Source organism: Nonomuraea sp. JJY05, from assembly GCF_043496855.1.
GTDB lineage: Bacteria > Actinomycetota > Actinomycetes > Streptosporangiales > Streptosporangiaceae > Nonomuraea.
The window spans coordinates 107,209-128,241 of sequence record NZ_JBIEIS010000001.1 but is presented as its reverse complement, the minus strand read 5'-3'; the positions used below and the strand labels follow the sequence as shown (position 1 = coordinate 128,241).

At 70.9% G+C, this 21,033-nt stretch carries 24 protein-coding genes; 13 read left to right on the top strand and 11 right to left on the bottom strand.

The features are described 5' to 3' along the window. Positions 1–390: 390 nt before the first annotated feature. Positions 391–879 (bottom strand): hypothetical protein, encoded by a 489-nt coding sequence (locus ACFKCF_RS00605; protein ID WP_394489449.1) that lies wholly within the window; start codon positions 877–879, stop codon positions 391–393. Positions 880–1,017: 138 nt separating this feature from the next. On the opposite strand from ACFKCF_RS00605, the gene ACFKCF_RS00600 reads away from it, so the two are divergent. After that, positions 1,018–1,653, top strand: coding sequence for an MOSC domain-containing protein (locus ACFKCF_RS00600; RefSeq protein WP_394489448.1), 636 nt, complete (start codon positions 1,018–1,020; stop codon positions 1,651–1,653). A gap of 406 nt (positions 1,654–2,059) precedes the next feature. Here the strand turns inward: ACFKCF_RS00600 and ACFKCF_RS00595 are convergent, their stop codons facing one another. Both ACFKCF_RS00595 and ACFKCF_RS00590 read right to left on the bottom strand, forming a co-directional pair. Continuing rightward, positions 2,060–3,307, bottom strand: coding sequence for a glycoside hydrolase family 18 protein (locus tag ACFKCF_RS00595; protein WP_394489446.1), 1,248 nt, complete (start codon positions 3,305–3,307; stop codon positions 2,060–2,062). Positions 3,308–3,358: 51 nt separating this feature from the next. Next, positions 3,359–4,564, bottom strand: coding sequence for a styrene monooxygenase/indole monooxygenase family protein (locus ACFKCF_RS00590; protein WP_394489444.1), 1,206 nt, complete (start codon positions 4,562–4,564; stop codon positions 3,359–3,361). An 80-nt stretch (positions 4,565–4,644) separates the two neighbouring features. Between ACFKCF_RS00590 and hemW the strand changes: the two genes are divergently transcribed. Next, positions 4,645–5,865 carry a radical SAM family heme chaperone HemW gene (gene hemW / locus ACFKCF_RS00585; protein WP_394489442.1) on the top strand — a complete coding sequence of 407 codons (1,221 nt, stop codon included), beginning with the start codon at positions 4,645–4,647 and terminating at the stop codon, positions 5,863–5,865. On the opposite strand, the gene ACFKCF_RS00580 is transcribed toward hemW, so the two are convergent. The 3 genes from ACFKCF_RS00580 to ACFKCF_RS00570 are packed head-to-tail and all read right to left on the bottom strand — an operon-like array spanning position 5,862 to position 7,980. After that, entirely contained in the window at positions 5,862–6,653 is a 792-nt protein-coding gene (locus ACFKCF_RS00580; RefSeq protein ID WP_394489439.1) for a DUF4870 domain-containing protein, read from the bottom strand. The genes hemW and ACFKCF_RS00580 overlap by 4 nt on opposite strands. Then, positions 6,650–7,456 (bottom strand): DUF3097 domain-containing protein, encoded by an 807-nt coding sequence (locus ACFKCF_RS00575; protein ID WP_394489437.1) that lies wholly within the window; start codon positions 7,454–7,456, stop codon positions 6,650–6,652. Before ACFKCF_RS00575 ends, ACFKCF_RS00580 begins: the two co-directional genes overlap by 4 nt. 17 nt (positions 7,457–7,473) lie before the next feature. Next, entirely contained in the window at positions 7,474–7,980 is a 507-nt protein-coding gene (locus tag ACFKCF_RS00570) for a hypothetical protein (protein ID WP_394489435.1), read from the bottom strand. A gap of 512 nt (positions 7,981–8,492) precedes the next feature. Here ACFKCF_RS00570 and hrcA point away from each other — a divergent pair. The 3 genes from hrcA to ACFKCF_RS00555 are packed head-to-tail and all read left to right on the top strand — an operon-like array spanning position 8,493 to position 11,384. Beyond that, positions 8,493–9,506, top strand: a complete 1,014-nt coding sequence (gene hrcA / locus ACFKCF_RS00565) for a heat-inducible transcriptional repressor HrcA (RefSeq protein WP_394489432.1) — start codon at positions 8,493–8,495, stop codon at positions 9,504–9,506. An 11-nt stretch (positions 9,507–9,517) separates the two neighbouring features. Continuing rightward, entirely contained in the window at positions 9,518–10,657 is a 1,140-nt protein-coding gene (dnaJ, locus tag ACFKCF_RS00560; RefSeq protein ID WP_394489430.1) for a molecular chaperone DnaJ, read from the top strand. A 1-nt stretch (position 10,658) separates the two neighbouring features. Continuing rightward, on the top strand, positions 10,659–11,384 hold the full coding sequence (locus ACFKCF_RS00555) for a 16S rRNA (uracil(1498)-N(3))-methyltransferase (RefSeq protein WP_394489427.1): 726 nt from the start codon (positions 10,659–10,661) through the stop codon (positions 11,382–11,384). Between the two features lie 7 nt (positions 11,385–11,391). Here ACFKCF_RS00555 and ACFKCF_RS00550 read toward each other — a convergent pair whose 3' ends face one another. Beyond that, complete coding sequence (locus ACFKCF_RS00550) at positions 11,392–12,045, bottom strand: hypothetical protein (protein ID WP_394489425.1); 654 nt, start codon at positions 12,043–12,045, stop codon at positions 11,392–11,394. Next, the gene (locus tag ACFKCF_RS00545; RefSeq protein WP_080047132.1) at positions 12,042–12,554 is read right to left on the bottom strand and encodes a SigE family RNA polymerase sigma factor; all 513 of its coding nucleotides are present in this window, start codon (positions 12,552–12,554) and stop codon (positions 12,042–12,044) included. Before ACFKCF_RS00545 ends, ACFKCF_RS00550 begins: the two co-directional genes overlap by 4 nt. A 280-nt stretch (positions 12,555–12,834) precedes the next feature. Between ACFKCF_RS00545 and ACFKCF_RS00540 the strand changes: the two genes are divergently transcribed. The 8 genes from ACFKCF_RS00540 (at position 12,835) to era (ending at position 18,860) form a co-directional block, all read left to right on the top strand. After that, positions 12,835–13,179, top strand: coding sequence for a histidine triad nucleotide-binding protein (locus ACFKCF_RS00540; RefSeq protein WP_394489422.1), 345 nt, complete (start codon positions 12,835–12,837; stop codon positions 13,177–13,179). Positions 13,180–13,270: 91 nt separating this feature from the next. Further along, entirely contained in the window at positions 13,271–14,311 is a 1,041-nt protein-coding gene (locus ACFKCF_RS00535) for a PhoH family protein (protein WP_192791106.1), read from the top strand. After that, positions 14,308–14,784: an rRNA maturation RNase YbeY gene (gene ybeY / locus ACFKCF_RS00530; protein WP_394489420.1), complete on the top strand. Its 477-nt coding sequence runs from the start codon at positions 14,308–14,310 to the stop codon at positions 14,782–14,784. Before ACFKCF_RS00535 ends, ybeY begins: the two co-directional genes overlap by 4 nt. Further along, on the top strand, positions 14,781–16,076 hold the full coding sequence (locus ACFKCF_RS00525; RefSeq protein WP_394489418.1) for a hemolysin family protein: 1,296 nt from the start codon (positions 14,781–14,783) through the stop codon (positions 16,074–16,076). The genes ybeY and ACFKCF_RS00525 overlap by 4 nt, the downstream gene beginning before the upstream one ends. A gap of 328 nt (positions 16,077–16,404) precedes the next feature. Next, a complete protein-coding gene (locus ACFKCF_RS00520; protein WP_394489416.1) occupies positions 16,405–17,034 on the top strand; it encodes a hypothetical protein in 630 nt (209 codons plus the stop codon). A 96-nt stretch (positions 17,035–17,130) separates the two neighbouring features. Next, a complete protein-coding gene (locus ACFKCF_RS00515; RefSeq protein WP_192791110.1) occupies positions 17,131–17,448 on the top strand; it encodes a cytidine deaminase in 318 nt (105 codons plus the stop codon). Between the two features lie 29 nt (positions 17,449–17,477). Further along, a complete protein-coding gene (locus tag ACFKCF_RS00510; RefSeq protein WP_394489414.1) occupies positions 17,478–17,933 on the top strand; it encodes an NUDIX domain-containing protein in 456 nt (151 codons plus the stop codon). An 18-nt stretch (positions 17,934–17,951) separates the two neighbouring features. Continuing rightward, a complete protein-coding gene (gene era / locus ACFKCF_RS00505; protein ID WP_394489411.1) occupies positions 17,952–18,860 on the top strand; it encodes a GTPase Era in 909 nt (302 codons plus the stop codon). A gap of 5 nt (positions 18,861–18,865) precedes the next feature. Here the strand turns inward: era and ACFKCF_RS00500 are convergent, their stop codons facing one another. The 3 genes from ACFKCF_RS00500 to ureG all read right to left on the bottom strand — a co-directional run bounded on the left by ACFKCF_RS00500 (position 18,866) and on the right by ureG (position 21,024). After that, complete coding sequence (locus ACFKCF_RS00500) at positions 18,866–19,336, bottom strand: hypothetical protein (protein ID WP_394489409.1); 471 nt, start codon at positions 19,334–19,336, stop codon at positions 18,866–18,868. A gap of 228 nt (positions 19,337–19,564) precedes the next feature. Beyond that, positions 19,565–20,314 carry an urease accessory protein UreD gene (locus tag ACFKCF_RS00495; protein WP_394489407.1) on the bottom strand — a complete coding sequence of 250 codons (750 nt, stop codon included), beginning with the start codon at positions 20,312–20,314 and terminating at the stop codon, positions 19,565–19,567. A gap of 35 nt (positions 20,315–20,349) precedes the next feature. Then, positions 20,350–21,024 carry an urease accessory protein UreG gene (ureG, locus tag ACFKCF_RS00490; protein WP_394489406.1) on the bottom strand — a complete coding sequence of 225 codons (675 nt, stop codon included), beginning with the start codon at positions 21,022–21,024 and terminating at the stop codon, positions 20,350–20,352. Between the last annotated feature and the right edge of the window lie 9 nt (positions 21,025–21,033).

The following is a 21,033-nucleotide window of genomic DNA, read 5'->3' as shown; positions in this document are numbered from 1 at the left end:
TGGCTGGTGCCCGTGCTCCTGAGCCGCTTGGGACCTCCTGTCGGGGCCCTCGTGAGACTTCCCTCGGGACCGCCCATGGGGCCTCCGGCAGGCTCTCCTGCCGGGTCACCCGTAGGAGGATCCGTGGTGCCTTTCGGGGGGACTCGCGTCGGGTCTCCGGTGAGGCGTTTCGGTGGGAATCCCGGCGGGAGGGGTGGAGCCGCGTGCGCCGGGCGTGGAGCGAGAGGAACAGGGTGGTGAGCAGGGTGAGGCCCAGCCCGGCGGTCAGGAGGGTGACCGCCAGTCCGGTGCCGGTCAGGCCCGGCGCGGGGGTCGCTCCCATCTGGGCCACGATCAGCAGCGCGATCACCCCGAGCTGCAGCGTGAGGGCGATTCCGTACGGCGCACGCATCACCCCACGACGGTATCCGGTCGCCTGTTCGTGCTCGAAAGCGCACGACCCCTTTGGGCGACGACGTACGCCTGGGCGCCGATGGTGAGGCCGATGAACAGCATGATCCCGCCGGTGGAGAGGTCGAGGCCGAGGGCGCCTCCGGCGAAGTACAGGCCGACGCGGATGGCGACCGAGGCCAGCCACACCAGCATGGTCCAGCCCGTGGCTCTCGACCAGGAGACGCCGGAGTCGTCCAGCCACACCCGTACGGTCGTCGCCCGCCACACGCCCAAGGCGACGGCGATGACGGCCTCCACCAGGGCCAGGCCGAGGCTGAGCGCGAGGTGCCGGGGATCGATGACCCCGCCCGACGCGATGCCGAGGAGGATCATGGCGGCGGCGGTGTAGCGGATGCCCCGCTTGGCGGTGGGTCGGGTCTGCATCTGGCGGTAGACGACGAACACCACGGCGAGGGGGACGAGGAGAGAGATCAGTATGGGTTCCACGGGTTTGACCGTAGGGATCGGCGGGGGCGTACCGGATCGGCCCGAGGGTTGAGTGCGCGGATCTCCACCCTGGGGTGGAGATCGGGGCGAGGGGTGATCGGGTCGCTGGGGGAGCGGGCTCTCGGTTACCGTCCAAGCATGGGCGTTGTCTCCGTAAACGTGGGCAAATCGGTCGAAGCTGAGTGGGCGGGGAAGCTGGGGCGTACGGCGATCGACAAGCGGGCGGTCACGCACCGGGTGGCCGTACTGGCCAACGGGCTCGCGGGTGACGAGCGGGCCGACCAGAAGCACCACGGCTCGCCCGATCAAGCCGTCTACTCGTACGCCAGGGAGGACTACGACTGGTGGGAAGGGGAGCTCGGGCGGGAACTGAGTAACGGGCAGTTCGGCGAGAATCTCACCACCTCCGGTCTCGACGTCACGGACGCGGTGATCGGCGAGCGCTGGCGGGTGGGCAGCGCCTTGCTGGAGGTGAGCGGGCCCCGGATACCGTGCGTGGTGTTCCGCAACTGGATGGATGAGCCGGGGTGGGTCAAGCGCTTCACGGCGGCGGGGCGGCCCGGGGCATACCTGCGGGTGGTCTCACTTGGGGAGCTTGGTGCCGGGGATGAGGTGGAGGTCGTCTCGCGGCCCGAGATCGGGGTGACGGTGGGGGACTGGTTCCGGGCCCGGCATGGGAACGAGGAGGCGCTGCGCCGCATCCTGGCCGTTCCCGGGCATGACGCCGAGTGGGATCGCATGGCCGAGCGACTTTTCAGCGGCCAAGCATCTTAGGCCGCCCACCCTGCCGAACCCGGGTCCGCGCAACCGGGTGCCGCGCAACCGGGTCCCGCTCGGCCGGATCCCGCTCGGCTGGGTCCCGCTCGGCCGAGTCTTGTTCGGCTGGGTCACGTTCGGCGTGGTCCCGCTCAACGGGGGTCCCGCTCAGCCGGATCCCGCTCAACCCGGGTTCCGCTTGACCCGGGTCGCTTGAACGGGGCCGCTCACCCGGGGCCGGTCGAACGCGTGGTGGCTCCGGCGTTCGGAAGGCGCGGTGGTGAGGTGCTGGAGGGTGGGGTGGCGTGGAGGTGCTGGAGGGATCGGGGTGGGGCGGAAACGGCGGGAGGGCCGGGCGGCATGGTGTGCGCCCGGCCCTCGGGGTCGGGGTGGTGTGATCAGCCCGGAGGCGAATCGGTTGGGGTCAGCGCAGGATCGAGTACAGGGCTGAGGTGAGGGAGGCGTGGGCGTCGTCCTGGTCGATGGACCACATCATCGAGCCACCCAGCCCCTTGAGGCGGATGTAGGCCGCCTTCTGCAGGAGCACCGCCGGATCGTCGTACGACCAGAACTCGTTCCCGTCATACAGCCAGAGCGTCCCGGTGCGCAGGTCCCGGTAGCGCTTGCCGGGCTTGGTGACCAGGTCCTTGTAGTCCTCCGTCCCGGGTCCCCACTTCCCGGCGGCGGGGCCGGTGGCCGGCTTGTAGAGGCCGTCGCCGCCGCCGGTGACCCCGGTCCAGCCCTGGCCGTACGCGGGTACGCCGACCACGATCTTGCGGCCGGGTGCCCCGCGGGACAGGTAGTCGCGTACGGTCTGGTCCACGCTGTAGCGCACCGGGTTCGGATCGCGCCGATCGCTGAAGAGGTTGCCGTTGTGCCCGGTCTGCGCCTCCCAGGTCCCGTGCAGGTCATATCCCTGGACGGTGGCGAAGTCGAGCGCCCTGAACACCCGGCGCACCTCGAACCCGGCGTCGATCTTGGCCGCCGCGGCCGGGAGGAAGGCCGTGAGCTGCGCGCTCGGTGAGAAGACGGAGAGCTGTGCCCGCAGTTCCTCCGCGAACAGCGTGAAGTTCCGCCTGTCCTCCGGCCGGATGACGTTCCCCTCAGCGCCGGAGGAGCCCGGCCACTCCCAGTCCAGGTCGATCCCGTCGAACACCCCGGCTCCGGCACCCGCGGGGAGGTCCGGCAGGTTGCCGCGCAGCCACAGGTCGATGCACGAGCGGGCCAGCGCCGAGCGGGACTCGGCGGTGAGGACCGCGTCGGAGAAGTACTTGGACCCGGTCCAGCCGCCCAGCGAGATCATCACCTTGAGCCCCGGGTGCTTGGCCTTGAGCTTGCGGAGCTGGTTGAGGTTGCCGTTCAGGGCCTGGCCGGGAGCGTCGGCCACGCCGTCCACGCTCTGCTCCGCGGGCACGGGCCGCTGCCAGTCGGCCCACGGGTCGGCCGAGTAGCAGGCGCCCTCGGCGTTCACGAACCCGAACGCGTAGTTCAGGTGCGTGAGCTTGGCCGCGGCGCCCGTGGCGTCCACGTCCTGGACGTGGTAGTTGCGCCCGTAGACGCCCCACTGGATGAAGTACGCGACCCGTTTGAAGCCGGTGCGGGCCTCGGCGGGCGCGGAGATCGCCGTGCAGCCGAGCAAGAGCGAGAGCGCGAGCAGGATCGTCTTCTTCACGAGGCGACTCCCGGGAGGGGATATTTATAGGAAACTTTCCTAAAAGTAGAGCTACGGCTCGCCGCCGTCAACGATCCGCGCCACCTCGTCGGGGCTGGAGATCACCGCCCACGCGTACGCCGGGTTCGCGAACAGGCCGAGGACCAGGTCCGCCACGTCCTGCCTGGTCGTGGCCGCCAGCAGCAGGGTCACGACGTGTGCGGCCGGCGGCCGCAGGAACGCGTTGGTCCACTCGGTGACCGGCGCCGCCGCCTCCCACATCCGCTCCGCCGTGGCGCGGCCGAAGGCGGCGTCGTACGGGCCGCCCGCCGCGATGGCGTCGGCCGCGATCCAGGCGCAGGCCGAACCCAGGTTCGCGCCCTGGCCGGTCAGCGGGTCGTTGGTGATCCAGGCGTCGCCGACGGCCAGCGCGATCCGCCCGCTGGGCAGCTCGGCCACCGCCTCGCGGACGACCGGCGTGACCGCCCCCTGCAACAGGTCGTCCTCGCCCAGCAGTTCCAAGCCCCCGTCCACCCGCTCGGCCAGCCGCGGCGCGTGCTCGGCGAGCAGCCCGGCCAGCTTCCCGGCGACCTCGGCCGCGGGCAGGCGCGAGAGCGGCTCCAGCGGCCCGCCCGGAACCGCCTCGACCAGCACGCCGGAGACCACGCCGTGCCTGGTCATCATCGGCATGCGCAGGATCTCCCCGCACCCGGGCGAGACGTTGTAGCTGAACATGGGGCCGAGGTCGAGACCGCCGTACAACCCGGCCGTCAGGACCCGCTGCGGCCGGTCGAACGGCGACCGAGCCGGGTCGCGCGGGAACAGCTCCGCCACCGAGCGCCGTCCGGCCGTGACCACCATCAGCTCGTGCTCCCGGGACCAGCGGTCCACCTGCGCCGCGTCCGGCGGCGCGCCGGTGACGACGACCTCGCCGCCCCGGCCGGTGAAGTCGTCCAGGTACGCGGGCAGCAGCAGCCGGAAGTCGACCGCGTGGAACGGCTCGGAGATCCCGGCGAGGAACTCCAGCGGCGGATCCCCCTTGATCGAGAGCTTGGCGGAGCTCATCAGGCATCCGGGATCCCGGAAGTGCTCGCTGCCGAGCTCCCGCTCCCGCGCCTGGGTGCGCCCCATCCTGGTCACCGTGTTGGGCAGCCGCCCCGAGCGCATGGAGTCGGCGTCCCGCTCGCTGTAGAGCGTGGCCTCGACGCCGAGCTGCTGCAGGCGCAGAGCGAGGGTCAGCCCCGAGATTCCCGCGCCCACGATGCCGATGCCCGCCATGTGATCAACCCCCTTCGGGTAGTGAACCTGCCGAGGGTCGCAGTTCGATAGCACCCTCGAACACCCGGCAAACTGAAAGGGTGCCATCCACCCTGCCTGACGGCGATCCCGTGCCCACCTCGGGCCAGCTGCCCGACAGCGCCCTGAGGGGCCTCGGCGAGCGTCCGTTCGGCTTCTACGTGCACGTGCCGTTCTGCGTGACCCGCTGCGGCTACTGCGACTTCAACACCTACACCGCCGCCGAGCTGGGCCCCGGCGCCTCGCACCGCGACTACGCGGACACGGTCGTCGAGGAGATCCGCCTCGCGCGCCGCGTCCTGGGCGCGGCCGAGCTGCCGGTGGAGACGGTGTTCTTCGGCGGTGGCACGCCCACGCTGCTTCCCCCGGAGGACCTGGCCAGGATTTTGGCCGCGATCGACTCGGAGTTCGGGCTGAGCGCGGGGGCCGAGGTGACCACCGAGGCCAACCCCGAGTCCGTCGACCCGGCCTACCTCGACAAGCTCCGCCAGGGCGGCTTCAACCGGGTCAGCTTCGGCATGCAGAGCGTGCGCGAGCACGTGCTCCAGGTGCTCGACCGCCGCCACACCCCCGGCAGGGCGGCGGCGGCCGTCAAGGAGGCGAGGCAGGCGGGGTTCGAGCACGTCAACCTCGACCTGATCTACAGCACGCCCGGCGAGTCCGACGACGACTGGCGGGCCTCGCTGGCCGCCGCGATCGAGGCCGGGCCCGACCACGTGTCCGCGTACTCGCTGATCGTCGAGGAGGGCACCAGGCTGGCGGCCAGGATCAGGCGCGGAGAGCTGCCCATGCCGGACGACGACGTGGCCGCCGACCGCTACCTGATCGCCGACGAGCTGCTGTCCCAGGCCGGGTTCGACTGGTACGAGGTGTCCAACTGGGCCATCTCCGACCGGGCCCGCTGCCGCCACAACCTGCTCTACTGGACCGGCGGCGACTGGTGGGCCGCCGGGCCCGGAGCCCACAGCCACGTCGGCGGCACCCGCTGGTGGAACGTCAAGCACCCGGCCGCCTACGCCCAGCGGCTGGCCGCGGGCACTTCGCCCGCCCACGCGCGCGAGGTGCTCGGCGACGACGATCGGACGGCCGAGCGGCTGATGCTGGAGCTGCGGCTGTCGTCCGGCTACCCGCTGGCCGAGGTGGCCCCGGCCGCGCGCCCGGCCGTGGCGAGCGCGCTGGCGCGCGGCCTGCTGGAGCCCGGGCCGTTCAGGTCGGGCCTCATGGTGCTCACGCTCCAGGGGCGGCTGCTGGCCGACGCCCTGATCAGGGATCTGCTGGTCTAGGTGATCAGGCGGATGGCGAACGGGTAGCGGTACCGCTCGCCCTTGTTGGTGGCTATGGCGGCCTGGATGTGGAAGATCAGGGACAGGATCCAGACGACCGGCAGCAGGAGCGCGCCGATGAAGACGATCACAAGGAAGCCCGAGATCACGTAGCCGATGAACATCGTGATCTGGAAGTTGAGCGCCTCCGCCGCCTGATCCCTGACGTAGGGGGACTCGTCCTTCTTCATCAGGTAGATGATCAGCGGGCCGACCCAGGAGACCAGCAGGCCGAGCAGGTGCGAGAGCATCGCCATGGTGGTGTCGTCGGTGCCCGGGCGAGGGCCGAACCTGCCGGGGACGTACGGCTCGCCGGGCGCGCCGTACGGGTAGCCGGGGGGATGCGGCGCGGCGCCGTAACCGGGCGGGGGAGGACCGTAACCCTGGCCCTGCTGCCCGTAGCCGGGCTGCCCGTAGCCGGGTTGCCCGTAACCAGGCTGTCCGTACGCCGGTTGGCCGTAGCCGGGCTGGGATCCCGGCTGCTGCCCGTATCCCAGCTGGCCGTAATCGGGCGCGGAGCCGGGCTGCTGCCCGTAAACCCCGGGCGCGGAGCCGGGTTGCTGTCCATAGGAGCCGGGCTGTTGCCCGTAGGCCCCGGGTTGGGAGCCGGGCTGCTGTCCGTAGGCGCCGGGCTGCTGTCCGTATCCTGGCTGCTGGGGGCCGGAGCCCTGGCTGGGCGGGATGCTCGACGGGGGGACGAAGCGGGTGGCGTCGTCGTCCGGCGGCGGTTGCGGCGGGTCCTGGCTCATGTTGCCTCCGTAACGAAGTCGATCAGTTCCTCGACCCGGCCGAGCAGTTCCGGCTCCAGGTCTGTGTACGTGGAGACGGCCCCGAGGATCCGCCGCCACGCCTCCGCGGGCTCCATGCGCCAGCCCAGGGCGGCGATGACGCCCTCTTTCCACGGCACCCCGCGCGGCACCGCGGGCCAGGCGGGGATGCGCAGCACGGACGGCTTGACCGCCTGCCAGATGTCGATGTACGGATGCCCCACGACGAGCACGTCCGGCGAGGTGATCTCGGCGGCGATCCTGCTCTCCTTGGAGCCGGGCACGAGGTGGTCGACCAGCACCCCCAAGCGGCGCCCTGGCTCGGGACCGAACTCCGCCACGATGGCCGGCAGATGGTCCACACCCTCCAGATATTCGACCACGACCCCCTCGACCCGCAGGTCGTGGCCCCAGATCTTCTCCACCAGGGCGGCGTCGTGCACGCCCTCCACATAGATGCGACTCTCCCGGGCGACCCTCGCCCGCAGCCCCTCCACGGCGATCGAGCCCGACGCGCTGCGCCTGGGCCCCGCCGGGGCCGCCGACGGGCGTACCAGCGTCACGGGCTTGCCCTCCAGCAGGAACGCGGCGGGCGCGAGCGGGAACAGCCGGCGCTTGCCGAACCTGTCCTCGAGCGTGACGGCCTCCTTGTCGCAGGCCACCACCGCGCCGCAGAAGCCGCTGTCGGCGTCCTCCACGACGAGGTCCCGCTCGGCCGGCACCTTCGGGATCTTGCCCTTGCCCGGCCGCCGCCAATTCCCCGCCAGCACATCGCCCTCGTACACACGGGGACCGTAGCAAATCACCCGCCGACCGCAAGGCGCTTGCGCGCGCCGCTGCGGCGGACCAGCACGGTGATGGTGCCGGCGATGGCGATGAGCAGGCCCACACCGGGGATCAGGATGAGCGCCATCACCCCGCCGGCGATGCCGCCCGCGGCCGAGGTCAGCTCGCGGCCCACGCCGTAACGCACGTCGGCCTGCTCCTGGGTGGTGCAGGACAGCTGGTAGTCGCCCCTGGAGGGCGCGTTGATCACGAGGATCTGCTCCCAGCTGACGGAACCGGACGTGACCGTCTGCGTGCCCGTGGTCTTGGCCAGTTTGGCCCCGTTCGAGATCTGGCACTCGTAGTGGACGGCGGTGTCGCTGGAGAGGTAGACGGCGGGCTTGTTCGCCGGGTCGATCGGCACCGTCACGGTTTCGCCGGCCGCGAACGTCTTCGTGGGGGCTATGTTGCCGACGCTGCTGACGATGCCGTTGGCGAACAGGACGACGCCTGCGACCGTGCAGACCACGGCGATGCCCCACACGAGTGCGATCCACCAAAGTCGCGGTTTGATGGCTTTCGAGTCGATTCGTGGGGGGAATTGGGGTTGTTGGCCGTACTGTCCGTACTGAGGAGGTGGGCCGTATTGGGGCGGCGGGCCGTACTGCGGTGGCGGGCCGTACTGAGGCGGAGGCCCGTACTGCGGCGGCGGCTGGCCGTAGCCGGGCTGCGACCCGGGTTGAGGGCCGTAGCCGGGCTGGGACCCGGGTTGAGGGCCGTAGCCGGGCTGGGACCCGGGCTGAGGACCGTAACCCGGCTGGGACCCGGGCTGTGGGCCGGGCCCGGGCTGGGAGCCGGGCTGGGGCCCGTATGGCGGAGGCGGGGAGTTGTCGCTCATGTCGGCAAGTGTGGTACTTGCCCCTTGTAAGAAGCTAGGAGCCGGGTTGCGACCTTGTGTTATCGCACCTTGTGAGTGAGAGCCGTACACTTGGCACTCAGGAACACAGAGTGCTAGATGGTTGCGTTCCTCGGATGTCAGAGGCAGGAGGTGAGCACGTGCTCGACGATCGAAAGCTGGCGGTGCTCCGCGCCATTGTCGAAGACTACGTGTCCACCAACGAACCGGTGGGCTCCAAGGCGCTCGCCGAGCGCCACAACCTGAAAGTCTCCCCGGCCACGGTCAGGAACGACATGGCCGCGCTGGAGGAGGAGGGTTACATCACCCAACCCCACACCAGCGCCGGCCGCGTGCCGACCGACAAGGGCTATCGGCTGTTCGTCGACCGGCTCTCGCAGGTCAAGCCCCTGTCCGGGGCCGAGCGCAGGGCCATCGAGACGTTCCTGGCCGGCGCGGTCGACCTCGACGACGTGGTCACCCGCACGGTCCGGCTGCTCGCGCAGCTGACCAGGCAGGTGGCGGTGGTGCAGTATCCGACGCTGACGCGTTCGACGGTCAGGCACGTCGAGCTGGTGCCGCTGAACGACCGGCGGGTCATGCTCGTGCTGATCACCAACACCGGCCGCGTCGAGCAGCGCGTCATCGAGCTGCCCGAGGTGATCGAGGACACCCGCATCGCCCACCTGCGCGCGGTGCTCAACGCCTGCCTCGACGGCTGTGGCCTGAGCAACGTGCCCGAGCTGGTCGCCGACCTGCCCGAGCGGCTGCCTCTCGAAGACCGGCCCGCCGCGGCGACGATCCTGTCGGTGCTGCTCGAGACACTGGTCGAGCGGCACGACGAGAAGATCGTGTTCGCCGGCGCGGCCAACCTCGCGGGCGCCGACTTCGCGACCGGCCTGCGCGACGTGCTCGAGGCGCTGGAGGAGCAGGTCGTGCTCATGAGGTTGCTCGGCGAGACATCCGCAGACACACCGTCCGCGCTCACCGTGCGCATCGGCTCCGAAAACCCCTATCTGCGGGGGACATCCATAGTCGCGACCGGATACGGTTCAGGCGACAACCAACTGGCCCGGCTCGGGGTGTTGGGGCCCACGAGGATGGACTACCCAGTGACGATGGGCGCCGTGCGCGCGGTGGCACGCTACGTCAGCCAGATCCTGGCTGCATCATAAGAGGTCGATAAGTGGCAAACAGCGACTATTACGCCACCCTCGGGGTGCGCCGTGACGCCAGTCAGGATGAGATCAAGAAGGCCTACCGCCGACTTGCCCGCGAGCTGCATCCCGACGTGAACCCCGATCCTGAGACCCAGGAGCGGTTCAAGGAGATCACGCAGGCCTACGAGGTGCTGTCCGACCCGAACAAGCGCCAGATGTACGACCTGGGTGGCGACCCCTTCGGCGGCGCCGGAGCAGGCGCGGGCGCCGGCGGGTTCGGAGCGGGCTTCCCCTTCAGCGACATCATGGACGCCTTCTTCGGCACCGCGGCCGGCGCCAGGGGGCCGCGCTCGCGGGCCCGCAGGGGACGCAACGCCACCATCCGGGTCGAGCTCGACCTGCGCGAGACGGCGTTCGGCACCACGCGCGAGCTGGTCGTCGACACGGCCGTGCTCTGCGAGGTCTGCCAGGGGGCCGGCGCGGCGCCTGGCACCCACCCCGACACCTGTGACATGTGCAACGGGCGCGGCGAGATCTCCCAGGTCACCCGCTCGTTCCTGGGTCAGGTCATGACCTCGCGGCCGTGCCCGCAGTGCGGCGGTTTCGGCAGCATCATCCGCCACCCCTGCCAGGAGTGCTCCGGCGACGGCCGGGTGCGCACCCGCCGTACGATCAAGGTCCGCATCCCCGCGGGCGTCGAGGACGGCACCCACATCCAGCTCGCCGGCGAGGGCGAGGTCGGCCCCGGCGGCGGCCCGCCCGGAGACCTGTTCCTCGAGATCGTCGAGCGCGCCCACGAGATCTTCGAGCGGCGCGGCGACGACCTCCACTGCACGGTGCAGATCCCGATGACGGCCGCCGCGCTCGGCACCATCCTGGCGGTGGAGACGCTCGACGGCTCCGAGGAGGTCGACGTCCGCCCCGGCACGCAGTCGGGCCAGGTCATCACCATGTTCGGGCGGGGCGTGCAGCGGCTCAACGAGTCCGGCCGCGGTGACCTGCTGATCCACGTCAACGTCGAGACCCCGACCCGCCTCGACCCCGCGCAGGAGGAGCTGCTGCGCGAGCTGGCCAAGCAGCGGGGCGAGGAGCGGCCGCCGGGCAAGTTCGCCCCCGGCCAGCAGGGCTTCTTCTCGCGGCTGCGCGACGCCTTCAACGGCAGGTGACGTGACCGTCCCGGTGTTCCTGTCGCAGGAGCTGGACGGACCCGAGCTGACGCTCGGCGGCCCGGAAGGGCGCCACGCGGCCTCCGTGCGGCGCCTGCGGGCCGGCGAGCGGATCGATCTGACGGACGGCGCCGGCGCGGTCGCCGAGTGCGTCGTACGCGAGGTCCTCAAGGACGCGTTGAGGCTCGACGTGCTGCGCCGCTACGAGATCGAGCCGCCGCGGCCGCGGCTGGTCGTCGTCCAGGGGCTGCCCAAGGGCGACCGGGGCGAGCTGGCCGTCGAGATGATGACCGAGGCCGGCGTGGACGTCATCGTGCCCTGGGCGGCCTCGCGCAGCATCACCCAGTGGAAGGGCGACAAGGTCGCCAAGGGGCTGCACAAGTGGCGCTCGACGGCTCGTGAGGCGGGCAAGCAGGCCCGCAGGTTTCATCTTCCCGAGGTGACGGAGCCCGCCACCACCGCGCAGGTCGAGAAACTGCTGGCGGGCGCGGCGCTGGGGCTGGTGCTGCACGAGGAGGCGGCCGAGCCGCTGTCCGGCGTGGCGCTGCCCGCGTCGGGCGACATCGTGATGGTCGTGGGGCCCGAGGGAGGCGTCTCGGAGGACGAGCTGGCCGGGTTCCGGGCGGCCGGGGCGGTCCCCGTGCTGCTGGGGCCCACGGTGCTGCGTACGTCCACGGCGGGGGTGGCGGCGGCCTCCGTGCTGCTCACGCGTACCGGACGCTGGTAGGGGCCTTTCAGGGCGTCGTGCGAGAGGCGTCCATCAACGGGCTGGTCATGTCGGTCGGACCCTCGGTGATGTCGTCGGGCGGGCACTCGTCGGCCGGGCACGCCGTGGGCTGCAGGGTCTCCTCCACCGACGGCGACGGCGACGGGGTCGGCGAGACCGTGGGACAGTCGGTCGGCGGGTCGGCCTGCTCGGCCAGGGGAGACGGGCACTCGGTCGGCGCCGTGGGGGTGGGCGTCGGCGAGGGCCTGCTGGTCGATTCGGCCCTCTTCGTGGGCCGGGGCGTGGGGCTCTTGGAGGGGATCTCCGGGATCCCCACCGGGTGCTGGTCGTGGCTGGTCGGCTCCCTGGGCGGCGGCTCCTGGGAGCGGGTGGTGGAGGAGTTGGACGGCACCTTGGAGGTCGTCTCGCTGTCCACCCCGATGACGGGCTGGTCGATGATCTGCTGGCGCAGGCTGGGAACGGCCATCACGATCGTCCCCGCCACCAGAAGGGCGCTGGCGGCGGCCGCGCCCGCTCGCCACCAGAACAGATTGCGCACGCCGCGCCGCTCGATGCGGGCGCGGATGATCTCCAGTCCGTCCGGCGAGGGCACGACCGCGTCCGCCTCCGCGCGGAGCGCACGGCGCAGGAGATCTCCGTGCTCGTCGGGGGGCTGGGTCATGACATTTTCTCCAGAACGGATCGCAAGGCGGCCATGCCACGTGCGGTGTGGCTCTTGACCGCGCCCTTGCTGATGCCCATCGCGTGGGCTATCTCAGCTTCGGACAGATCACCGTAGTACCGCAGAACCAGTGCTTCTCTCTGTCGGGTCGGCAGGGCCCGTAACGCCTCGATGACGGCGGAGCGTTCCAGCTCGCCGATCGCGCCGTTCTCGGCGCTCGGGGCGTCCGGCAGGCCCTTGGGGGCGTACTTCTCGACGACCGCGCGGTGACGCAGCACGGAACGGGACCGGTTGACGACGGATTGACGGAGGTAGGCGAGTGCTTTGTCGGGGTCACGGAGTCTGCGCCAGGCGCCGTGGATGGCGACGAACGCATCCTGCACGACTTCCTCAGCTGTTGCTATGTCTCGCACCAGCAACACAGCAAGACGCACCAACGACCGAAAATGTGCGCTGTAGAGCGCGGTCACGGCCATGTCGGCATCCCACCCGACCGGCACCGCCCCCATCGACCTGTCGGCCAGAAGGGTTTCGGTGGTCACATCAGTGGGACGCGCGGCCTTCCCAGAGGGTTTACGCTCTTCCGGTTCTTGAGGTTTCCCCGGTTCCTTAGGGTGCATTACCCAGTCGTGTCCTCGCCAGGTGGCGCTCGCCCGACCCTGAATCGTCTCTTTTTTTGCTGAAGTGTCGCACACTTACCCTAACCGTGTGGATCTTCCTGCGCACGACACAGCTGATTACCGATTCGCAACGGGTTCCCTACGTCAGGGGTCTCGATAGGGTGGCCGGGTGAGCGAATGCCTCTTCTGCCAAATCGTCGCCAAGGAGATTCCCGCCGAGATCGTTTACGAAACCGGCAGGACGCTGGCGTTCCGCGATGTCAACCCGCAGGCCCCGACCCACGTGCTGGTCATCCCGAAGCAGCACCACCGCGACGCCGCGGAGCTCGCCCGGGCCGACGACGGGCTGGCCGACGACGTGCTCAAGACCGCCCACGCCGTGGCCGTGCAGGAGGGCGTGGCCGAGGACGGTTACCGCGTGGTGTTCAACACCGGGCCCGGCGCCGGGCAGACGGTCTTCCATGTGCACGCCCACGTCCTGGGCGGCCGTGGCCTCACGTGGCCGCCCGGCTGATATTGGGGAGAGCAATCGGCGTGGTGCCGGATACGATGGGCTCAGACGAACACCGCAAGAGACCTGGAGGCATCAGGCCGCGGGCCTGCCCATGTCCGAACTACACGAATCCCGACGAACGGCACCTCCCTCGCGCACTCAAGCCAAGGTGCTGATTCCGGACGAATACTCGATGGTCAGCCTCCTGGGCTCCCGCGACGAGCTGCTACGCGTCATCGAGGGTGCCTTCAGGGCCGACATCCACGTACGGGGTAACGAGATCACCGTCACCGGCAGCCCCGACGAGAGCGGCACCGTGGTGCGGCTCTTCGAGGAGCTGGTCGAGGTGCTGCGCAGCGGCGGCGAGCTCACCCCCGACGCGGTCGAGCGGAGCATCGCCATGCTCCGCATGACCTCCGACCGTCCCGCCGAGGTGCTGTCGCTCGACATCCTCTCCTCGCGCGGGCGCACCATCAGGCCGAAGACGGTCAACCAGAAGCGCTATGTGGACGCGATCGACAAGCACACGGTCGTGTTCGGCATCGGCCCGGCGGGCACCGGCAAGACCTATCTCGCGATGGCCAAGGCCGTGCGGGCGCTGCAGGAGAAGCGGGTCAACCGGATCATCCTGACCCGCCCCGCCGTCGAGGCCGGCGAGCGGCTGGGCTTCCTGCCCGGCACGCTCTACGAGAAGATCGACCCCTACCTGCGGCCGCTCTACGACGCCCTGCACGACATGGTCGACCCCGACTCGATCCCCAAGCTGATGGCCGCGGGCACGATCGAGGTCGCGCCGCTGGCGTACATGCGCGGTCGCACGCTCAACGACGCGTTCATCATCCTCGACGAGGCGCAAAACTCCTCGGCCGAGCAGATGAAGATGTTCCTCACCCGGCTGGGGTTCAACTCCAAGATCGTGGTGACCGGTGACGTGACGCAGGTCGACCTGCCCGCCGGCACGGTGAGCGGGCTGCGGGTCGTCCAGGAGATCCTCGACGGCATCCCCGACATCCACTTCGCGCGCCTGTCCAGCGCCGACGTGGTCCGTCACAAGCTGGTGAGCGAGATCGTGGACGCGTACGGGCGCTACGACGCCACGCAGGCCGCGCAGGAGCCCAAGAGCATCCAGCACCGGGGGAAGCGGCGACCATGAGCATCGAGATCAACAACGAGTCCGGCGTGGAGGTCGACGAGGAGAAGCTCGTCGCCCTGGCCGCTCACGTGCTCGGCGAGATGGGCATCAACCCGCTCGCCGAGCTGTCCATCGTCGTGGTCGACGAGGACGCCATGGCCGAGCTCCACGAGAAGTGGATGGGCGAGCCGGGCCCGACCGACGTGCTGGCGTTCCCGATGGACGAGCTGCGTCCCGGGGGCGGGGCGCGCGGCGACTCGGAGAGCCCCGCCGACCCGGCGCTCCTCGGCGACGTCGTGCTCTGCCCGCACGTGGCCGCCCGGCAGGCCAAGGAGGCGGGCCACAGCACGGCCGACGAGCTGGAGCTGCTGTGCACCCACGGCATCCTCCACCTGCTCGGCTACGACCACGCCGAGCCCGAGGAGCACAAGGAGATGTTCGGCCTGCAGGCCCGGCTCCTGGAGTCGTGGCAGGAGGTGCGCAACCCGCGGTGAACGCCTGGTTGCTGTCGGCCATCGCGCTCGTGATCATCGGTGGCCTGATCGCCAGCGCGGAGACGGCACTGACGCGCATCTCCAGGGTGCGCACCGAGGAATACGTGCGTGAGGGCCGGCGGGGCGCGGTGCGCCTGCAGGCCATCGTCGACGACCCGCCCCGCTACCTCAACCTGCTCCTGCTGCTCAGGCTGAGCTGCGAACTGGTGGCCACGGTCATCGCGACCCTGCTGTTCATCGACCTCATGCACGACCAGGGCTGGGCGTACGTCTGGGCCGCGGTCGTGATGATCGTGGTCAGCTACGTCGTGGTCGGCGTCATGCCGCGTACGCTGGGCCGCCAGCACGCCGAGCCGGTCGCGCTGGCCAGCGCCCCCATCGTCTACGGCCTGACCCGCATCTTCGGCCCGCTGCCCAAGCTGCTCATCCTGCTCGGCAACGCCCTGACCCCCGGAAAGGGGTTCCGCGACGGGCCGTTCACCTCGGAGGCCGAGCTGCGCGAGCTGGTCGACCTGGCCGAGGAGCGCCGGGTGATCGAGCCGGACGAGCGCGAGATGATCCACTCGGTCTTCGAGCTGGGCGACACGCTGGTGCGCGAGGTCATGGTGCCCCGCACCGACATGGTCTACATCGAACGCGGCAAGACGATCAGCCAGGCCCTGTCGCTGGCGCTGCGCAGCGGGTTCTCCCGCATCCCCGTCGTGGGCGAGAACGAGGACGACGTCATCGGCATCGCCTACCTCAAGGACATCGCCCGCAAGATCCACGAGTCCGGCGAGGGCGGGGGCAAGGACACGGTCGAGTCGATCATGCGGTCGGCCGCGTACGTGCCCGAGAGCAAGCCCATCGACCAGCTCATGCGGGAGATGCAGGCGCGCCAGATCCACATCGCCATCGTCATCGACGAGTACGGCGGCACCGCCGGGCTGGTCACGATCGAGGACGTGCTGGAGGAGATCGTCGGCGAGATCACCGACGAGTACGACCAGGAGGCGCCCCGCGTCGAGCCCATGTCCGACGGCGCCATCCGGGTGACGGCCCGGATGCCGGTCGACGAGCTGGGCGAGCTGTTCGGCACGGAGATCGAGGTCGACGACGTGGAGACCGTGGGCGGGCTGCTGGCCCACGCTCTGGGCCGGGTGCCCATCGCCGGGTCGCAGGCCGAGGTGGCCGGGCTCGCGCTCACCGCCGAGAGCCTGGCGGGCCGCCGCAACCGCATCAGCACGGTGGTGGTCCGCCGCGCCGACCCCCCGGAGGGCGACGCCGAACTGACCGGCGCCGAGCACGACTGACCTGCCTCAGGGCGGGTGGGGACGAAGCTGGACGAAGGTCGCAAGCGTTCTACAAGTCTTCTGCAAGCCGGGCCGGGCACTCTCTAACCACGACATCCAGTGCGGTGGGTGTCAGAGGGGAAAGCATCCGAACGCCGGGTGGGGTTCGCGGCGAGAGGATGTCCCTGGGGGGAACGACAGTGTCCCGGCCGGTTGGCCGGGACGCAGGTCGGCGTAAAGGGTGTTCTCGTCCGGAAAACCGGGTGAGGGCACCCTTTTTGCGCATTGGTGAAAGCTCCGGTGGATTGCCGCATTCGTCGGTGGGGGAGGCTGCGATCCAGGGGGAATCATGAAACGCGAGATCATCGCCTGTGCCCTGCTGGCCGGCGTTCTGGGGGGTTGCGTCAGCGGGGAGTCGGGGAGCGCTCTCGACGCGCAGGCCACCGCGCGCCTGCGCGAGGTGCTCAGCAAGGAGCCGCCGTTGCCCGACGGGTTCACGGCCCGGCCGGAGCAGGCGTGGCGGATGCCGTTCGCGCAGGCCGACGGCAACTGCAAGGCCGTGCTCGAACCCGTCGGGGGGCTGGCGCCGCGGCAGGCGCTGACGGCCGAGGCGGCGGTCAGCTACCGCGGTGACGGGCTGGGGGAGCAGGCCGGGGTGGGACTGGCCCGGTACGCCGACGGGGAGGCCGAGGAGCACCTAGACGCGCTGGCCGAGGCCCTGGAGTCGTGCCGGGAGGTGCGCACGGCCTCCGGCACCGACCTGCGCTCCCAGGAGCTCCCGGTCGAGAACGCGGCCGACGAGACCGTGGGCGCGCGGCTGATCGGGCGCCTGAACGGCTATCCGTACGCGATGGACGTCGTGCTGTCGCGGGTGGGCGACACGCTGGTGTCGGTCGTGCACACGGGCATGAACGACGTGGACGCCGCCCGCACCAGCGATGTGGTCGACGCGGTCATCTCCATGGCGGGGACCCACTGACCGGAAACCTGCTCATCGGCTTGCCGCTCCACTGTCGTGGCTGGTCGACGTCGCAGCGGCAATCCGCTTGGCCGATTTGTCGTTAGCCTTGTTCCCGTGACACTCGATCCTGAAGACAGCAAGATCATCACTCTGGCCCGGGCCGCGAGGGCGCGTAACGAGTCCGCGGAAGGGGCCGCCGTACGCGACGAGACCGGCCGGACGTACTCGGCGACCGACGTGGCGCTGGACGCGCTCACGCTGTCGGCGGTGCAGGTGGCCGTGGCCATGGCGGTCTCCAGCGGCGCGCGCTCCCTGGAGGCCGTGGCGCTGGTGAGCGAGGGCGCGCCGAGCGCCGCCGACGAGGCCGTGGCCGCGGAGCTGGGCGTCAAGGCGCTGCTCGTGGCCGGTCCCGACGGGAAGCTGCGGGGCTGACCATGCCGATGTCGCCATTTTTGGCGAAATTGCGGGAGAAAGTTGGCTCTGAGCTGCTCATGCTGCCGTCCGCGGCTGGGTTCGTGTTCGACGACGCGGGCAGGCTGCTGGTGGCCCGCCACGGCGACGTGGGCCTCTGGGCGGCGCCGGGCGGCGGCATCGACCCCGACGAGCGGCCCGAGGACGCCATCGTCAGGGAGCTGCGCGAGGAGCTCGGCGTCGACATCGAGGTACGCGGCCTGATCGGCGTGTTCGGCGGCCCCGAGTTCCGCACCGTCTACCCGAACGGCCACGAGGTCGGCTACGTCATCGCCGCCTTCGCCTGCGTGATCGCCCCCGGCTCCGCCGCTCCGGAGCCCGACGGCGTCGAGATCAACGACTACCGGTGGGTGAGCGAGCAGGAGCTCGCGGAGCTGTCGACGACGCGCTGGACCCCGATTGCCGCGCCCCGGGCGTTCGCCTGGTGGCGTGCCCATGCCCGCTGATAGGCCACAATGCAGAATGTGACTTCGCCAGACAACCATCGCGCCGGATTCGCCTGCTTCGTGGGGAGGCCGAACGTCGGCAAGTCCACGCTCATGAACGCCCTGGTCGGCAGCAAGGTGGCGATCACCTCGTCCAAGCCGCAGACGACCAGGCGCACCATCAGGGGCATCGTGCACCGGCCCGACGCCCAGCTCGTCATCGTGGACACGCCGGGCCTGCACCGCCCGCGCACGCTGCTCGGCGAGCGGCTCGACAGCCTGGTGCTGTCCACGCTGACCGAGGTCGACGTGATCGGCTTCTGCGTGCCCGCCAACGAGCCGATCGGCAAGGGTGACCGGTTCATCGCCGACAAGCTCGCGGCGGTGAAGAAGACGCCGGTCGTGGCGATCGTGACCAAGTGCGACCTGGCCTCCAAGGAGCAGATCGCGGAGCAGTTGCTGGCGGTGTCGCAGGTCGGGGAGTTCGCCGCGATCGTGCCGGTGTCGGCTCAGTCGGGCGAGCAGCTCGACGTGCTGGCCGACGTGCTGATCGAGCACATGCCCGAGTCGCCGCCGCTCTACGAGGACGGCCAGCTCACCGACGAGCCCGAGCAGGTGCTGGTGGGCGAGCTGATCAGGGAGGCGGCGCTGGAGGGCGTACGCGACGAGCTGCCCCACTCGATCGCCGTGGTCGTCGACGAGATGATGGCCCGGGAGGGGCGCGACGACCTGCTGGACATCTACGCGCACCTGTTCGTGGAGCGGCCCTCGCAGAAGGCGATCGTCATCGGGCACAAGGGTGAGCGGCTGCGCGAGGTGGGCACCAGGGCCCGCAAGCAGATCGAGGCCCTGCTCGGCACCCGCGTCTACCTGGACCTGCGGATCAGCGTGGCCAAGGACTGGCAGCGCGACCCCAAGCAGCTGCGGCGCCTGGGCTTCTACGACTGATCCGCTCAGGGACGACGGACCAGCGCCAGGACGGACAGCACGACGACCGCCACCGCGCAGCCCATCGCCGCGAACCAGCCGAACTTGATCACCGGCGCGACCGACAGCACCTGACCCAGGTCGAAGGAGACCCGGTCTCGGACGCTGCTGCCGTCGGTCATGAAGAGCACCAGCACCGCCACCGCCGCCGCCCCCGGGACGGCGGCCAGGGCGGCGACCCTGGGCCGGCTGAGCAGCCCGGCGATGCCGCAGCCCAGCGCCGCCAGGCCCGCGATCAGCGTGTAGACGCCGAACGTGTCGTCGATGCCCCGGATGTCGTTGACCAGCCCGCCGCCGATCAGCTCGCTGCGCACCTCGAGCCCGGCCCACGGCAGGACGGCACAGAACACCAGCAGCGCTCCGGCCACGACCACGGCCAGGGCGTAGCCGCGGCGGGTCGCCGGCTTGGCGGGGGCAGGCTGGAGGTAATCGGCCACACGATCACTGTAAGCCGGACACGCGCCTCCCACCACCGTACGCAACGGGGTCGTCACCATCACCACCACCCGCTGACACCGAGCGCCGCCCTCGACCGACACCGGCCGCCGACACCGGCCGCCGGTACTGAACGCCCCGCGACCGCCCCCGGCCGCCGCCATCGCCCGCCGCGACCGACGACCGCGGTGGCCTCCCACCGGCTTCGTACGTCCGCCGGCAGGGGCTGGTCAGGGCTCGGGGGTGAGGGCGGTGCGTTCGCCCCATTCGAGGCGGGAGCGGAGCTGGACGGCGTCCGCGGCCAGGGCGGACACGAGCGTGCCCGGACCGGCCAGGGGCAGGACGGCGACGCCCTCGGCCACGACCGGCTCCTTGGCGGAAGCCGTGAGGAACGTGGTGCCGATGCAGCGGGCAGAGCCGTAGACGGCCGGGGAGGCGTCCACGGCCGGGTCGCCGCCCACGGTGAACTCCTGCCGGAGCACCGGGCGGCCGTCGCACGTCGCGTCGAAGCGGGCATGACAACGCCCCGAGACCTCGCCATGACGACCGAAGACGATCTCCTCGCGCCACAGCACCTCGGCGTCCGCCGCCAGCTCGAGGCGTACCAGGAGCCGGTGCTCGCACCCGGCGGCGAGCACCGTGGGCTCCGGGGTGAAGCGGAGTGTGGCGCCCGCCCCCACCCGGGCCGTGACGAGCATCTCGGACGTGCCGTCCCCAGGCAGGACCAGGGTGCTGGCGACCGAGCCCAGCTCCAGGGTGGTGCGCGGGGCGACGTCCAGATCCAGCCAGAGCCGGTCGCCGCCGAGCGGGCCCGCCGCCGTGGAGATGAGATGCACGGTGTACGGCCCCGTCTGGCGCAGCGTCAGCGGCGGCGCCGAGGCCAGCCGGGGGATGAGGGTACGGCCGTCCGGGGACGAGGCCGTCGCGACGGCGGCGCTCGCCCGCATCCCGCGGCGGCCGGGCCGGGCGCTGCCGGGCATCAGGAGACGGTGGCCGGGCCGGGCGCTGGCGGGCATCAGGAGACGGCGGCCGCGTGGGTGTGGGACCAGGCCGTCACCTGGTCGGACACCCAGGAGGCGACCGTGGCGGCGGTGGGGTCCTGCCTGATCGAGGTGAACAGCACCGGCCTGTCACCGCGTACGGCCGCCGCGTCGCGGTCCATCACGCCCAGGTCGGCGCCCACCATGGGGGCCAGGTCCGTCTTGTTGACGACCAGCAGGTCGGCCGTCGTCACCCCCGGACCGCCCTTGCGCGGCACCTTGTCGCCGCCCGACACGTCCAGGACGAAGATCTGCCTGTCCGCCAGCCCCCGGCTGAACGTGGCCGTCAGGTTGTCGCCACCACTCTCCACGATCACCAGGTCCAGCGGGCCGAAGCGGTGCTCCAGGGTCTCCACGGCGTCGAGGTTCGCGGCGATGTCGTCGCGGATGGCGGTGTGGGGGCAGCAACCGGTCTCGACGGCGAGGATGCGCTCGGGGTCGAGCACGCCCGCCCGGCGCAGGAAGTCGGCGTCCTCGGTGGTGTAGATGTCGTTCGTCACCACCCCCAGGGACAGCGACGGGCCCAGCGTCCTGCACAGCGCGGCCACCAGGGCCGTCTTGCCGCTCCCTACCGGGCCGCCCACCCCGAGCCGCAGCGCCCGGCCGCGACCGTCGGGGGCGTGGTGGTGGTCGTCGTGATTGGCACCCATGTCTGGGGA

What these genes read in the sequence shown, in the direction of transcription:
- ACFKCF_RS00600 (WP_394489448.1), top strand. Translation starts at nt 1,018, where the DNA reads ATGGGCGTTGTCTCCGTAAACGTGGGCAAATCGGTCGAAGCTGAGTGG.
- ACFKCF_RS00590 (WP_394489444.1), bottom strand. Translation starts at nt 4,564, where the DNA reads ATGGCGGGCATCGGCATCGTGGGCGCGGGAATCTCGGGGCTGACCCTC.
- ACFKCF_RS00580 (WP_394489439.1), bottom strand. Translation starts at nt 6,653, where the DNA reads ATGAGCCAGGACCCGCCGCAACCGCCGCCGGACGACGACGCCACCCGC.
- ACFKCF_RS00550 (WP_394489425.1), bottom strand. Translation starts at nt 12,045, where the DNA reads ATGACCCAGCCCCCCGACGAGCACGGAGATCTCCTGCGCCGTGCGCTC.
- ACFKCF_RS00545 (WP_080047132.1), bottom strand. Translation starts at nt 12,554, where the DNA reads ATGGGGGCGGTGCCGGTCGGGTGGGATGCCGACATGGCCGTGACCGCG.
- ACFKCF_RS00535 (WP_192791106.1), top strand. Translation starts at nt 13,271, where the DNA reads ATGTCCGAACTACACGAATCCCGACGAACGGCACCTCCCTCGCGCACT.
- ybeY (WP_394489420.1), top strand. Translation starts at nt 14,308, where the DNA reads ATGAGCATCGAGATCAACAACGAGTCCGGCGTGGAGGTCGACGAGGAG.
- ACFKCF_RS00520 (WP_394489416.1), top strand. Translation starts at nt 16,405, where the DNA reads ATGAAACGCGAGATCATCGCCTGTGCCCTGCTGGCCGGCGTTCTGGGG.
- ACFKCF_RS00495 (WP_394489407.1), bottom strand. Translation starts at nt 20,314, where the DNA reads ATGCCCGGCAGCGCCCGGCCCGGCCGCCGCGGGATGCGGGCGAGCGCC.
- ureG (WP_394489406.1), bottom strand. Translation starts at nt 21,024, where the DNA reads ATGGGTGCCAATCACGACGACCACCACCACGCCCCCGACGGTCGCGGC.